11 protein-coding genes are annotated in these 14,440 nt (G+C 63.9%); all 11 read right to left on the bottom strand.

What is annotated here, in order from left to right; translation table 11 throughout:
* Position 1: 1 nt before the first annotated feature.
* The gene (gene rpsJ / locus C7438_RS04870; protein WP_121444232.1) at positions 2-310 is read right to left on the bottom strand and encodes a 30S ribosomal protein S10; all 309 of its coding nucleotides are present in this window, start codon (positions 308-310) and stop codon (positions 2-4) included.
* A 201-nt stretch (positions 311-511) separates the two neighbouring features.
* On the bottom strand, positions 512-1,702 hold the full coding sequence (gene tuf, locus C7438_RS04875; RefSeq protein ID WP_121444233.1) for an elongation factor Tu: 1,191 nt from the start codon (positions 1,700-1,702) through the stop codon (positions 512-514).
* Positions 1,703-1,787: 85 nt separating this feature from the next.
* Positions 1,788-3,866, bottom strand: a complete 2,079-nt coding sequence (fusA, locus tag C7438_RS04880) for an elongation factor G (RefSeq protein WP_121444234.1) — start codon at positions 3,864-3,866, stop codon at positions 1,788-1,790.
* A 58-nt stretch (positions 3,867-3,924) separates the two neighbouring features.
* Entirely contained in the window at positions 3,925-4,395 is a 471-nt protein-coding gene (gene rpsG / locus C7438_RS04885) for a 30S ribosomal protein S7 (RefSeq protein ID WP_121444235.1), read from the bottom strand.
* A 45-nt stretch (positions 4,396-4,440) separates the two neighbouring features.
* The gene (gene rpsL, locus C7438_RS04890) at positions 4,441-4,869 is read right to left on the bottom strand and encodes a 30S ribosomal protein S12 (protein ID WP_121444236.1); all 429 of its coding nucleotides are present in this window, start codon (positions 4,867-4,869) and stop codon (positions 4,441-4,443) included.
* A 141-nt stretch (positions 4,870-5,010) separates the two neighbouring features.
* Positions 5,011-5,268: a ribosomal L7Ae/L30e/S12e/Gadd45 family protein gene (locus C7438_RS04895; protein WP_170143571.1), complete on the bottom strand. Its 258-nt coding sequence runs from the start codon at positions 5,266-5,268 to the stop codon at positions 5,011-5,013.
* A gap of 37 nt (positions 5,269-5,305) precedes the next feature.
* On the bottom strand, positions 5,306-8,911 hold the full coding sequence (gene rpoC, locus C7438_RS04900) for a DNA-directed RNA polymerase subunit beta' (protein ID WP_245956497.1): 3,606 nt from the start codon (positions 8,909-8,911) through the stop codon (positions 5,306-5,308).
* 15 nt (positions 8,912-8,926) lie between these two features.
* Positions 8,927-12,469 carry a DNA-directed RNA polymerase subunit beta gene (gene rpoB / locus C7438_RS04905; RefSeq protein WP_121444239.1) on the bottom strand — a complete coding sequence of 1,181 codons (3,543 nt, stop codon included), beginning with the start codon at positions 12,467-12,469 and terminating at the stop codon, positions 8,927-8,929.
* 152 nt (positions 12,470-12,621) lie between these two features.
* Entirely contained in the window at positions 12,622-13,236 is a 615-nt protein-coding gene (locus C7438_RS04910) for a class I SAM-dependent methyltransferase (protein WP_170143572.1), read from the bottom strand.
* A gap of 99 nt (positions 13,237-13,335) precedes the next feature.
* Positions 13,336-13,719 carry a 50S ribosomal protein L7/L12 gene (gene rplL, locus C7438_RS04915; protein ID WP_211322074.1) on the bottom strand — a complete coding sequence of 128 codons (384 nt, stop codon included), beginning with the start codon at positions 13,717-13,719 and terminating at the stop codon, positions 13,336-13,338.
* Positions 13,720-13,816: 97 nt separating this feature from the next.
* The gene (gene rplJ / locus C7438_RS04920; protein ID WP_211322075.1) at positions 13,817-14,377 is read right to left on the bottom strand and encodes a 50S ribosomal protein L10; all 561 of its coding nucleotides are present in this window, start codon (positions 14,375-14,377) and stop codon (positions 13,817-13,819) included.
* Positions 14,378-14,440 lie beyond the last annotated feature (63 nt).

Here is a 14,440-nt window from a genome sequence, read left to right on the forward strand (position 1 = left end):
CTTACAGCTTGATCTCGATGTCCACGCCCGCGGGGAGGTCAAGGCGCATGAGCGCTTCGACCGTTTGCGGGGTAGGTTCGTGGATGTCGATGAGCCGCTTGTGCGTCTTCATCTCGAACTGCTCGCGCGAGTCCTTGTACTTGTGGGGGGCCCGGATAACCGTGTACAACGACCGTTCCGTGGGCAAGGGGATCGGGCCGGAAACCTTTGCCCCCGTACGCCGGGCCGTCTCCACGATCTTCGCTGCGGATTGGTCGAGTACGCGAAAGTCGAACGCCCGCAGGCGAATGCGGATCCGCTGCTTGGCCACGCTGAACTCCTCCTTCCTGCCCAAAACCCGCATCTGAGGCGGCAACTCGAGCGCTCGTATGACAATGGCTTCGGGCGTGTCGCCATCCCGACAAACGTCACGGCCAACGGTTTTACATTATATCGCGCGGGGGGAAGAAAGGCAAGGCAGAAAAACGCCCGCGGCGCATGGCCGCGGGCGCATCGAACCCGCCGGCAGGAGTTACTGAAGGATCTTCGTGACCACCCCGGCGCCGATCGTACGTCCGCCCTCGCGGATCGCGAAGCGCGTCCCTTCTTCGACGGCGATGGGGGCGATGAGTTCTACCGTAAAGCGAACGTTGTCGCCGGGCATGACCATCTCCACGCCCTCGGGCAGGGTAATCGTCCCGGTGACGTCCGTCGTACGGAAGTAGAACTGCGGACGGTACCCGGTGAAGAACGGCTTTTCGCGTCCTCCTTCTTCCTTCGTGAGGACGTACACTTCCGCTTCAAACTTCGTGTGCGGCGTGATCGTCCCGGGCTTCGCGAGAACCATTCCGCGTTCGACGTCGCGGCGGTCGATCCCGCGAAGGAGGACGCCGATGTTGTCACCCGCCACGGCCTCATCGAGGATCTTCCGGAACATCTCGATGCCCGTGACCGTGGTCTTGCGCACCTCGTCCCTGAGTCCGACGATCTCCACCTCTTCACCGAGCTTCAGGCGCCCGCGTTCGACGCGGCCCGTGACGACCGTACCGCGGCCCGTGATCGTAAAGACGTCCTCGATGGGCATGAGGAAGGGCTTGTCGACGTCGCGCTCAGGCGTCGGAATGTACTCGTCTACGACGTTCATGAGCTCGAGGATCTTCTGACCCCACTCCCCCTGCGGGTCCTCCAACGCCTTGAGCGCGGATCCGCGGATCACGGGGACCTCGTCCCCGGGGTAGCCGTAGTGGCTCAAAAGGTCGCGAACCTCCATCTCTACGAGGTCGAGGAGCTCGGGGTCGTCGACCATGTCCACCTTGTTGATGAACACGACGATGTACGGCACGCCGACCTGACGGGCGAGGAGAATGTGCTCCCGAGTCTGGGGCATGGGACCGTCCGCGCCGGAGACGACGAGGATCGCGCCGTCCATCTGCGCCGCACCCGTGATCATGTTCTTCACGTAGTCCGCGTGGCCGGGAGCGTCGATGTGGGCGTAGTGCCGCTTGTCCGTCTCGTACTCCACGTGGGAGATGTTGATCGTAATTCCCCGTTGCTTTTCTTCCGGAGCGTTGTCGATCTGGTCGTAGGACTTCTCCTGAGCGAGGCCCCGCAAGGCGAGCACCTTGGTGATCGCCGCGGTAAGCGTCGTCTTCCCGTGGTCCACGTGACCGATCGTACCGATGTTCACGTGCGGCTTCGTCCGCTCGAACTTCTGCTTCGCCATTCTGCTTCCTCCTTTGACGGACTCGCGGAACGCGAGTGCGTAGTTGTGGAAGGGGCAAACGAGAAAAGGAACATCTTGTATGGGGTCAAGCGCCTTTGCTGCGCTCGATCACCGCTTTGGCGATGCCCGCGGGGACCTCCTCGTAGTGCGAAAACTGCATGATGTACGTTCCGCGCCCCTGAGTGCGCGACCGGAGGTCGGTGGCGTAGCCAAACATCTCCGCGAGCGGGACGTACGCACGGATTACCTGCACGTTGCCCCGCCGCTCCATTCCCTCCACGCGCCCGCGGCGCGCGTTGAGGTCGCCGATCACGTCCCCCAGGTAATCTTCGGGAACGCTCACCTCAAGCTTCATAATCGGCTCGAGGAGTACGGGGCGCGCCTGCTTGGCGGCCTCCTTGAGGGCGAGGGATGCGGCGATCTTGAAGGCCATCTCCGAGGAGTCGACCTCGTGGTAACTCCCGTCGAAGAGGACGGCCTTCAGGTCCGTGAGGGGGTAACCGGCGAGCACGCCGTTTTGCAGCGCCTCCCGCAGGCCAGCCTCCACAGCGGGGATGTATTCCTTGGGAATGACGCCGCCGACGATGCGGTTTTCGAAGACGAACCCCTCGCCTCGCCCCAAGGGGATGAACTCGATCCAGACGTGACCGTACTGCCCGCGGCCGCCCGTCTGGCGGATGTACTTGCCTTCCACCTTGACCGGAACGGTGAACGTTTCCCGGTAGGCGACCTGCGGCGCCCCCACGTTGGCCTCGACTTTGAACTCGCGCCGCATGCGGTCGACGAGGACGTCCAAGTGGAGCTCGCCCATCCCCGCGATGATCGTCTGACCCGTTTCCTGGTCCGTCCACGTGCGGAACGTCGGGTCTTCCTCCGCGAGGCGCTGCAGGGCAAGGGCGAGTTTGTCTTGGTCCGCCTTGGACTTAGGTTCGATGGCTACGCTGATGACCGGTTCGGGGAAGGTCATCGCCTCGAGGACGATGGGCGCCTTCTCGTCGCACAACGTATCCCCCGTCATCGTGTCCTTGAGGCCGACGACGGCCACGATTTCCCCCGCCGGGACTTCGTCGATCTCCTCGCGGTGGTTGGCGTGCATCCGGAGGATTCGACCGATGCGCTCCCGGTGCCCTTTGCGCGGGTTAAGGAGGTAGATCCCGCTTCGCAGAACTCCAGAGTAGATCCGGAGGTAGGTGAGGCGTCCGATGTACGGATCGCTCATGATCTTAAAGGCGAGGGCCGCCAGAGGTTCATCGTCCGAAGCGCGCCGTTCGATGGGTTCTCCCGTTTCCGGATCGGTGCCCTTTACCGGAGGAATGTCCACCGGCGAGGGGAGGTAGTCGACGACGGCGTCCATGAGGAACTGTACGCCCTTGTTGCGGTAGCTCGAGCCCGCCAACACGGGGACGATCTTAAAATCGAGCGTCCCGCGGCGAAGCGCACGGCGGATCTCTTCGGGTGTGATCTCCTCGCCCTCGAGGTACTTCTCCATGAGGGCGTCGTCGAGTTCCGCCACCGCCTCGAGGAGGTGCGTACGCCAACGTTCGGCCACCTCGCGGTACTCCTCGGGAATCGGCTGCGCCGCCGTACGCGTGCCGAGGTCGTCGAGGTAGTAGTACGCCTGCATGGTCACGAGGTCGATGAGCCCGCGAAACTCCGACTCCGTGCCGATCGGCACCTGAATCGGTACGGGGTGAGCGCCCAGCCGCTTCTTGATTTCCTCGACGACGGCGAAGAAGTCCGCGCCGACGATGTCCATCTTGTTCACGTAGGCGAGCCGCGGCACGTGGTACTTATCCGCCTGCCGCCAGACGGTTTCCGACTGCGGCTCTACCCCTTCCTTGGCGCTGAAGATCGCAATCGCCCCGTCGAGCACGCGAAGCGAGCGCTCTACCTCGACCGTGAAGTCTACGTGCCCTGGCGTGTCGATGATGTTGATCTGGTGCTCGCGCCAAAAGACGGTGGTCGCCGCCGAGGTGATCGTGATCCCTCGCTCTTGTTCCTGCGGCATCCAGTCCATGGTCGCGGCACCTTCGTGCACCTCGCCGATCTTGTGGATCTTTCCAGCGTAAAAGAGAATGCGTTCCGTCGTCGTCGTCTTTCCGGCGTCGATGTGCGCCATGATCCCGATGTTGCGCAGGCGTTCGATCGGCACGTGTCGGGACATCCTCACTCTCCTCCAGACGCTTCGGCAGCCCGAAGCCCGTCCTTGTGCCGGGCGGCGCTCACCAGCGGTAGTGGGCAAAGGCGCGGTTGGCTTCGGCCATGCGGTGCATTTCCTCGCGCTTCTTTACCGCTCCGCCCGTACCTTGCGCGGCGTCGAGAATTTCCGCGGCAAGCTTGTCGATCATGGAACGTCCTTCCCGCTCACGTGCGGCGAGGACGATCCAACGGATCCCCAGGCTCACGCGGCGGTGTGGGTTTACCTCCACGGGAACGAGGTAGTTCGCGCCGCCGACGCGCCGCGGGCGCACCTCGAGCACGGGCATCACGTTTTTGAGCGCCGCCTCGAATACCTCGACAGGGTTCTTCCCCGTGCGCTCGCGAATGCGGTCAAACGCGCCATAGACGATGCGCATGGCCAAGCTCTTCTTCCCGTCGAGCATCACGCGGTTGATGAGCTTGTGAACGTAAACGTTTTGGTATACGGGATCCGGGGCGATTTCGCGTTTGGGAACGGGCCCTCTCCGCGGCATAAGCCCCCTCCTTTCTTTTGACGGTACCCGGCGGTTCCCGTCTCTTTACTTCTTGGCCTTGGCTTCCTTGGGCCGCTTAGCGCCGTACTTCGAACGCCCCTGCTTCCGGTTCGCCACACCCGCGGCATCCAACGCGCCGCGGATCACCTTGTAGCGCACGCCCGGGAGGTCCTTCACGCGACCCCCGCGCACGAGAACGACGCTGTGTTCCTGAAGGTTGTGTCCGATCCCCGGGATGTACGCCGTAACCTCGATGCCGTTCGTCAGACGAACGCGGGCGTACTTCCGCAAGGCGGAGTTGGGTTTCCTGGGCGTCATCGTACCTACGCGAATGCACACGCCCCGTTTTTGCGGCGCGGGAAGCACGCGGCGTTCCTTTTTCAAGCTGTTGTAGTGGTAGAGAAGCGCCGGCGCCTTGGACTTCTCCTGGAACTTTTCCCGACCCTTGCGGATGAGTTGCTGAATCGTCGGCATTTGTTCACCCCCTCGAAATTTCCTCGGCTTCCGTGCGCACGAAAGGGCGGCCGAATCTTCGGCCGCCTTCGCGTCCCCGGGCGACCCTGCGGTCGGCGCGGCTTCCGAGACTCGCCCAGGGCAGTCCGCATGCCGCGCCCTTCACTCCTCTTCCCGCGGAAGGGCGACGACGCTTGCTCCGACATCGATCCCCGAAGCCCGCCCCAACTCTACCATGGAATCGACGAGTTCTATGGGAACCCCCGTGCGCCGGGCAAGCGCGACGATCGGTGCGATGACGTGTTCTTCCGCGTCGCGGGCGACGACGACGAGTCGCACCCCGCCGGCTTCCAAGGCGCGGCGTACGGCCTTTGCCCCGACGATGCGGCGCGACGCCCTGCGGAGTTCGTCGTACGCCATCCGCACTTCCTCCCTGGCCCATGGCACGGTAGATATATTACACATTCCCTTCGCCGCTTGTCAATTCTCCGCCTACGGCGGCTCGGGGTTCCACCTGGGCGAGGCGGTAGCGCGCGACTCCCGTTCCGGCGGGTATGAGCTTGCCGATGATCACGTTTTCTTTGAGGCCCAGGAGTTCGTCGCGCTTGCCGCGGATGGCGGCATCCGTGAGCACGCGCGTCGTCTCCTGGAAGGAGGCGGCGGAGAGGAACGACTCCGTTTCGAGAGAGGCCTTGGTGATCCCCATGAGGACCGCCCGCCCCACGGCTGGGCGTTTCCCCTGGCGGAACGCCTCGAGGTTGGCCCGCTCGAACTCGTCGACGTCCACGAGGGTTCCCAAGAGGAGCGGCGTATCTCCCGCGTGCAGCACCCGCACCTTGCGGAGCATCTGGCGGATCATGATTTCGATGTGCTTGTCGCTGATTTCCACACCCTGCATCCGGTAGACCTTCTGCACCTCGCGCAAGATGTATTCCTCGGCCGCCCGGATGCCCTTGACCTTGAGAAGTTCCTTGGGGTCGATGTTCCCTTCCGTGAGGGGCTGCCCCTTTTCCACGCGATCCCCCACGGAGACGAGGAGGCGGGCGCCGTAGGAAACGCCGTACGTACGGATCTCGTTTTCTCCCTTGACTTCGATTTCCCTTCGGTCGCGGCCGTCGCGGATGTCCACGACGACGCCGTCGATTTCCGCAATCGTCGCCTGCCCCTTGGGGTTGCGCGCCTCGAAGAGTTCCTGCACGCGGGGAAGACCTTGGGTGATGTCTTCGCCGGCGACGCCGCCCGTGTGGAACGTGCGCATCGTAAGCTGCGTCCCCGGTTCCCCGATGGACTGCGCGGCGATGATCCCCACGGATTCCCCGATTTCCACCATCCGGCCCGTGGCGTTGTCCCGACCGTAGCAGAGGCGGCAAACGCCGTGCGACGTGCGGCAGGTGAGCACGCTCCGAATTTCCACCTCGTGCACGCCGGCCTCGAGGAGCCTTTCCCCGATCGCTTCCGTGATCATCTCGTTCTTCCGAACGAGCACTTCGCCGGTCTGCGGGTGGCGAATCGTGCGGAGGGAAGTCCGGCCGGCAATGCGCTCGAGAAAGGCGGCACGGTCTTCGCTCCCGGGCGCCCCAAGGCGGACGACGATCCCCTCGTCCGTCCCGCAGTCCTCTTCCCGGACGATCACGTCTTGGGCGACGTCCACGAGGCGCCGGGTGAGGTACCCCGAGTCCGCCGTCCGCAGGGCCGTGTCCGCAAGCCCCTTTCGGGCACCGTGGGTGGAGATGAAGTACTCGAGCACCGTGAGCCCCTCGCGGAAGCTCGCGCGAATGGGGTACTCGATGATTTGCCCTGCGGGGTTGGCCATAAGGCCGCGCATTCCGCCGAGCTGGGTAAAGTTCGACACATTGCCGCGGGCACCGGAGGTGGCCATGAGGTTGATCGGGTTGAACTTATCGAGGCTCTGCATGAGCTTTTCTTGGATCTCGTCCTTCGCCCGCGACCAAATTTGAATCACGCGGTTGTACCGCTCGTCGTCCGTGATGAGACCGCGGCGGTACTGCGCGGTCACGCGGGCGACCTCCTCTTCCGCCCGCCGGAGGATCTCCTTCTTTTCCGGCGGAACCACGATGTCCACCGCAGCGAGCGTCGTTCCCGACTTCGTGGCGTAGCGAAAGCCGAGGTCCTTCACCTTGTCGAGGATTTCCGACGTCACGGTGGTCCCGTAGCGCTCGTAGACGCGGGCGATGATCTTCCCAAGGTCACTCTTCTTCACGGCCTCGAGGACGGGAAGCGAGGCGACGTAGGCGCGGAAATCCGTGCCCTTCCCGAGCACGATGTGCGTCTCGGGGAAGCTGCTCTCCAGAGAACCCTTGAGGCCGCCGTTGATGTAGGGGAAGTCCGGCGGGAAGACCTCGTTGAAGAGGAGCTTCCCCACCGTCGTCACGAGATAGCCGCCTTGGACGTGCTCGGGGAAGGACGTCTTCCCCACCGCACGCACGGGAAGAACGATGCGGGCGTGGAGTTCCACTTCCCCTTTCTCGTGGGCGAGGAGCGCCTCGGCGACGGAGGCGAAGACGCGTCCTTCGCCCTTGGCCCCTTCCTTCTCCAAGGTGAGGTAGTAGTTTCCGAGGACCATGTCCTGCGTCGGCGTGACGATGGGGCGGCCGTCCTTCGGGCTCAGGATGTTTTGTGCGGCGAGCATGAGCACCCGCGCCTCGGCCTGCGCCTCCATGGACAGAGGGACGTGGACGGCCATCTGGTCGCCGTCGAAGTCCGCGTTGTACGCCGTACACACGAGGGGGTGAAGTTGGATCGCCCGACCTTCCACGAGCACGGGCTCGAAGGCCTGAATTCCGAGGCGGTGGAGGGTAGGGGCGCGGTTCAAGAGTACGGGGTGTTCTTTGATCACCGCCTCGAGGGCGTCCCACACTTCCGGACGGGCCCGTTCCACGCGCCGCTTGGCGTTTTTGATGTTGTTCGCCAGACCGCGGCGGACGAGTTCGCGCATCACAAAGGGTTTGAAGAGCTCAAGGGCCATTTCCTTGGGCAAACCGCACTGGGTCATCTTGAGCTTGGGACCGACCACGATGACCGAACGCCCGGAGTAGTCGACGCGCTTCCCGAGGAGGTTCTGGCGGAAACGCCCCTGCTTCCCCTTGAGCATGTGGGAGAGGGACTTAAGCGGCCGGTTCCCCGGACCTGTCACCGGGCGACCGCGACGCCCATTGTCGATGAGGGCGTCGACGGCCTCTTGGAGCATGCGCTTTTCGTTTTGCACGATGATGTCCGGGGCGCCGAGTTCGAGGAGCCGCTTGAGGCGGTTGTTCCGGTTGATCACCCGTCGGTAGAGGTCGTTGAGGTCACTCGTCGCAAAGCGGCCGCCGTCGAGCTGTACCATGGGCCGAAGTTCCGGCGGAAGTACGGGGAGCACTTCGAGGATCATCCACTCGGGACGGTTCCCCGACTGGCGGAACGCCTCGACGACCTCCAGGCGGCGGATGATCCTCTCGCGTCGCTGGCCCTGCGCCCGTTGGAGCTCTTCGCGCAGGTTCGCCGCTTCCGCCTCGAGGTCGATCTCCTCAAGAAGCGAGCGGATGGCCTCGGCGCCGATTCCCACGACAAAGGCGTCGCCGAACTTGTCCCGGTAGTTGCGGTACTCGCGCTCGGAGAGCACCTGCTTCTTTTCCAGGGGAGTGAGGCCGGGGTCGAGGACGACGTACGAGGCGAAGTAGACGACTTCCTCGAGCGCCCGCGGAGACATGTCCAAGATCAGGGCCATGCGGCTTGGGATTCCCTTGAGAAACCAGATGTGCGCCACCGGGGCCGCAAGCTCGATGTGGCCCATGCGCTCCCGCCGGACGCGGGACGTCGTTACCTCGACGCCGCAACGGTCGCATACAATCCCCTTGTAGCGCGAACGCTTATACTTGCCGCAGGCGCACTCGTAGTCCCGGGTGGGCCCGAAGATCCGCTCGCAGAAGAGCCCGTCGCGCTCCGGCCGCAAGGTGCGGTAGTTGATCGTTTCCGGCTTCTTCACCTCGCCGTACGACCAAGAGCGAATCGTCTCGGGCGACGCCAGGCCGATTTGGATCGCCGCAATGCGGTTGACGTCCACCGACATTCCTCCTCCTCACTCGTGCCCGGATTCCGGCGTCACCGTAAGCGGGAAGAAGAGGGCCTTTTCGTAGCGCGTCTCCTCGTCCAGGAGATCCTCGCGCAGGACGATTTCTTTCCCCTCGTGGTCGAGGATCCGCACGTCGAGAGCCAGGCTCTGAAGTTCCTTGACGAGCACCTTAAACGACTCGGGAACCGTAGGCTCGGGAATGTTTTCGCCCTTTACGATCGCCTCGTACGTCTTGACGCGACCCACGACGTCGTCGGACTTCACCGTGAGGAGCTCTTGGAGCGTATGCGCCGCGCCGTAGGCTTCGAGGGCCCACACCTCCATCTCCCCGAACCGTTGGCCGCCGAATTGCGCCTTTCCGCCGAGGGGTTGCTGCGTGACGAGGGAGTACGGGCCCGTAGAGCGGGCGTGAATCTTATCGTCGACGAGGTGGATGAGCTTGAGCATGTAGATCACGCCCACGGTCACCCGGTTGTCGAAGGGCTCTCCCGTACGCCCGTCGTAGAGCACGGTCTTGCCGTCCTCCGGCAGCCCGGCCTCGCGCAACGTCTCCCAGATGTCGTACTCATTCGCCCCGTCGAAGACGGGCGTGGCCACCCAGATCCCGAGTTTTTCCGCCGCCCAACCGAGGTGCGTCTCGAGGATCTGGCCGATGTTCATCCGCGAAGGAACGCCCAGGGGATTGAGGACGATGTCTACGGGCGTCCCGTCGGGCAGAAAGGGCATATCCTCTACGGGAAGGATGCGGGATACGACGCCCTTATTCCCGTGACGACCCGCCATCTTGTCGCCAACGGAAATCTTGCGCTTTTGGGCGACGTACACGCGCACGGCCATGTTTACCCCGGGCGGAAGCTCGTCGCCGTCCTCGCGGCGGAAGACCTTCACGTCGACGACGATTCCCGCACCCCCGTGGGGGACGCGGAGGGACGTGTCGCGAACCTCGCGCGCCTTTTCCCCAAAGATCGCGTGCAGGAGCCGCTCTTCGGCGGTGAGCTCCGTCATCCCCTTGGGCGTGACCTTTCCGACCAAGATGTCGCCGTCCTTTACCTCCGCCCCGATGCGGACGATGCCCCGTTCGTCCAGGTTGCGCAGGGCGTCTTCTCCGACGTTGGGGATGTCGCGGGTGATCTCCTCGGGGCCGAGCTTCGTCTCCCGCGCCTCGATCTCGTACTCTTCGATGTGGATGGAGGTAAAGATGTCCTCCTTCACGAGCCGTTCGCTCAAGAGGATCGCGTCTTCGTAGTTGTACCCTTCCCAAGGGAGGAACGCGACGAGTACGTTGCGTCCGAGCGCGAGTTCTCCCTGCTCCGTGGACGGACCGTCGGCGAGGATGTCCCCCTTCTTCACACGGTCGCCCTTGCGGACGATGGGACGTTGGTTCAATGTCGTCCCCTGGTTGGAACGCCGGAACTTCACGAGGCGGTAAACGTCCACGTCGCCGAGAACCTCTTGGCCGTCGCGAACCTCGATCCGCCGGACGTGGATCTCCCGCGCCGTGACCTTCTCCACGACCCCGTCGTGACGCGCGACAACGAGTACGCCGGAGTCCAGCGCAACCCGGTGCTCGATCCCCGTGGCGATGCGCGGCGCCTCCGGCACGAGGAGCGGCACCGCTTGGCGCTGCATGTTCGCGCCCATGAGGGCGCGGTTGGCGTCGTCGTTCTCGAGGAAGGGGATGCACGCCGTAGAGACGGAGACGAGCTGCTTTGGCGAGACGTCGATGAAGTCGATCTGATCCGGAGGCACGGTGACGATTTCGCCTGCACGCCGCGCCGCGATGAGCGTGTCCTTGAGTCGTCCGTCCTCCTCTACAGGAGCGTTGGCCTGGGCGATCGTGTAGAGCTCCTCTTCGTCCGCCGTGAGGTAGACGATCTCGTCCGTCACGCGCCGCGTCTCCGGATCGACGCGGCGGTACGGAGTTTCGAGGAACCCGTACTTGTTGATCCGCGCGTACGTGGCGAGGGTGTTGATGAGCCCGATGTTAGGTCCTTCCGGCGTTTCAATGGGACACATCCGTCCGTAGTGCGAAGGATGGACGTCGCGCACCTCGAAGCCCGCCCGTTCCCGCGTAAGCCCCCCGGGCCCGAGGGCGGACAGGCGACGCTTGTTCGTAAGTTCCGCCAAGGGGTTCGTCTGGTCCATGAACTGGGAAAGTTGGCTCGAGCCGAAGAACTCCTTGATCGCGGCGATGACAGGCCGGATGTTGATCAAGCTCGCCGGCGTGGCTCCCTCGTTGTCCTGAATGCTCATGCGCTCGCGGATCACGCGCTCCATGCGCGCGAGACCCACGCGAAACTGCCCCTGCAGGAGTTCGCCCACGGCGCGCACGCGCCGGTTCCCCAGGTGGTCGATGTCGTCCGTCGACCCGATTCCGTGGTACAATCCGATCAGGTAGTTCACGGTCGCCACGATGTCCGCCAGCGTGAGCACGCGGACGTCCTCGGGGATTCTCCCGTTCCCGATGACCTTGACGACCTTCCCTTCCTGCGTGCGGGAGTAGACGAGCACCTCCTGAACGCGCACTTCCCGCTCTTCTCCCAGAGGTGCGCTCAGGCGGTACACCTTCTCGCCCAAGCCTCGGTCGAAGTAGGGAATCAGCCGGTCGAGAAGTCGGCGGTCAACCGTTCGGCCTTCCTCGGCCAGGAGCTCGCCGGTTTCCGGATCCACGAGGTTCTCTGCGAGGCGGAGTCCCAAAAGGCGGTTCTTTAAGGAGAGCTTCTTGTTGATCTTGTATCGGCCGACGGGAGCGAGGTCGTAGCGCCGCGGATCGAAGAAGCGGCTCAGGAGGAGGGCACGCGCGTTTTCCGCGGTGGGCGGCTCTCCCGGCCGCAAGCGCTCGTAAATTTCCACGAGCGCGCGCTCGGCGCTGTCCACGTTGTCCTTATCTAAGGTGTTCGCGAGGAGGACGTCGTCCCCGAAGAGGTTGAGGATCTCGTACGAGGTGGAAAAACCTAGGGCGCGCAGAAGGATCGTCACCGGGAGTTTGCGCGTGCGGTCTACGCGCGTGTAGAGGACGTCCCGAAAGTCCCCCTCGAACTCAAGCCACGCCCCGCGGTTGGGAATCACGGTAGCGCCGTACGCGCGCTTCCCGTTTTTGTCCACCTGTTCGGAAAAGTAGACGCTGGGCGAGCGCACGAGTTGGCTTACGATCACCCGTTCCGCCCCGTTGATGATAAACGTCCCCGTCTCCGTCATGAGCGGGAGGTCGCCCATGAAGACCTCCTGCTCCTTGACTTCCCCCGTCTGGAGGTTGATGAGGCGCACGCGGGCGCGCAAAGGCGCGGCGTACGTCTGGTCGCGATCCTTGCATTCCTCGACCGAGTACTTCGGCTCCCCGAGCGTGTAGTCGAGGAACTCGAGCTGGAGGTTCCCCGTATAGTCCTGAATCGGGGAGATTTCCCGGAACAGCTCAAGAAGGCCCTCCTTAAGGAACCACTCGTAGGACGCGCGTTGGATCTCGATGAGGTTGGGAAGCTCGAGCACTTCGGGCAGGCGCGAGTACGTCCGCCGGGTCCTACGGCCGTAGGTGACCCACTTCCCCGCCAAGGACCAACACCTCCACCCCGTGGTCAAACGCAAAAAAGAAAAACCGGGCCCACCTATCCCCTCAGTATGTGCCCAAACGCCGGGAGGTTATGCGCCCGTCTGATCAATGGCATTTGTGTATTCTATCAAGAAGGCGCCGGCAACGCAAGGGGCTACTCCCCAAAATTCCGCCGCCGCGCGGCACGAAACACGCGGTATCCGCCGCCGCGGGCGACGAGTTCCGCCTCCCCGGCGAGGTCGGCGAGAAAGGCGAGGTGCCGCTCGGCACCCTGGCGCGTGCGCACGACCGTCCAAAGCTCGCCTCCGGGGATCAAGCGCGCGAGGGCTTGCCGGTAGAGGGAAAAGACGAGCGCCTGCCCTGCGCGAATGGGAGGATTCGTGAGCACGGTATGAAACCTGAGGTCGGGAGGGAGAACGTCGAGGTCCTCGCCGACGACGACGTGGACGCGCTCCACCCTGTTTTCGCGGGCGTTGCGCTCCGCAAGCTCAGCGGCACGACGGTTCACCTCGAGCATCCACACCTCCGCCTGCGGGACGACGCGGGCCGCCACGATGCCCAAAACCCCGTACCCAGCGCCAAGATCGAGGATCCGGGCGCCGTCCGGAGCTTGGAACACCTCCGCGAGAAGCCGCGTCCCCCGGTCGATCCGCTCCGGCGAAAACACCCCGCGATCCGTCCAAAAGACCAGCCTTTCCCCCCGAAGCACGACCTCCAGACGGCGCAGGGCATGCGGTGCTCCCGGATCGCGGGTGAAGTAGTGCTCCACGCGTCCACCTCCGCACACGTGGTCGAACCGAAAAAGCGCGAAAAGACGGAGTGGGCAGGAAAGGAACCCCTCTCCTGCCCCTCAACGAGAACACTGGATTTACTTGAGTTCGACTTCGGCGCCCGCTTCTTCGAGCTTCTTCTTGATCGCCTCGGCCTCCTCCTTGCTCACGCCCTCCTTAACCGGCTTGGGCGCGCCGTCAACAAGGTCCTTGGCCTCCTTAAGCCCGAGGCCCGTGATTTCGCGGACGACCTTGATCACGTTGATCTTTGCCTGACCTGCGCTCTTCAGGATCACGTCGAACGAGGTCTTTTCCTCCGCCTTCGCCTCGGCAGGGGCAGCCGCCGCCGCGCCCGCAACCGGCATCGCCGCAACAGGAGCTACGGCGCTCACGCCAAATTCCTCTTCGAGGGCCTTGACGAGCTCGTTGAGCTCCGCAACCGTCATCTTCTTGATCTCTTCGATGAACGCCTTGACGTCCACGGTTCCAACCTCCTTTGGAGTTTTCGCGGCCTAGACCGGCCTTCCGTCCGCGTAAGACGCGCGCGCTTCGAAGCGGGTACCGGATAAAGCCCCTACGCTACGAAGCCTGCGCCTTGAGCTTGGCGACTTCCTCGAGACCATACCGCAGATTCCGCAGCGGGGTATGGGTGAGGCTCTGAAGCGTTCCGACGAACCGCGTGATGGGCGCCTGAATCCCACCGACGAGTTGGGCGAGGAGTACTTCCCGCGGGGGAAGCTTGGCGATCGCGTCGACGCCGTCGCGGTCGTACACGCGCCCCTCCACCCATCCGGCCTTCACCTGGAAGCCCTCGTGCTCCTTGGTAAGTTCGAAGAGGAGCTTCGCCATCGCCGCAGCATCGCCGTAGGCAAAGGCAAAAATCGTCGGCCCTGTGAGGTACCCCTCCAAACCTCGAATCCCCGCGGCGGCAGCGGCAAGGCGGAAAAGGGTGTTCTTGTAGACGACGAGCTCGCCGCCCGCCTCCCGAACGCGCCGCCGGAATCCGGACAACGTGGCCACGGGGATCCCCCGGTACTCTACGAGGTACACCCCTTGGCTGCGGCCGATCTTCTCCCGGATCTCCTCGACCAGAGCCACCTTTTCCGGACGCTCCGCACCTTTTACGACCCAGTGGGCCAACCGGTTCACCCCCTTCCACGCTTGCGCGAGATCCCTTCGACCCGCCGCGCCACGAAAAAACCC

The organism is Brockia lithotrophica (assembly GCF_003633725.1).
Lineage (GTDB): Bacteria > Bacillota > Bacilli > Thermicanales > DSM-22653 > Brockia > Brockia lithotrophica.

Bases quoted from the DNA above. Each gene is read 5' to 3' on its own strand.
- tuf (WP_121444233.1), bottom strand. From the start codon at position 1,702: ATGGCGAAGCAGAAGTTCGAGCGGACGAAGCCGCACGTGAACATCGGT.
- fusA (WP_121444234.1), bottom strand. From the start codon at position 3,866: ATGTCCCGACACGTGCCGATCGAACGCCTGCGCAACATCGGGATCATG.
- rpsG (WP_121444235.1), bottom strand. From the start codon at position 4,395: ATGCCGCGGAGAGGGCCCGTTCCCAAACGCGAAATCGCCCCGGATCCC.
- rpsL (WP_121444236.1), bottom strand. From the start codon at position 4,869: ATGCCGACGATTCAGCAACTCATCCGCAAGGGTCGGGAAAAGTTCCAG.
- C7438_RS04895 (WP_170143571.1), bottom strand. From the start codon at position 5,268: ATGGCGTACGACGAACTCCGCAGGGCGTCGCGCCGCATCGTCGGGGCA.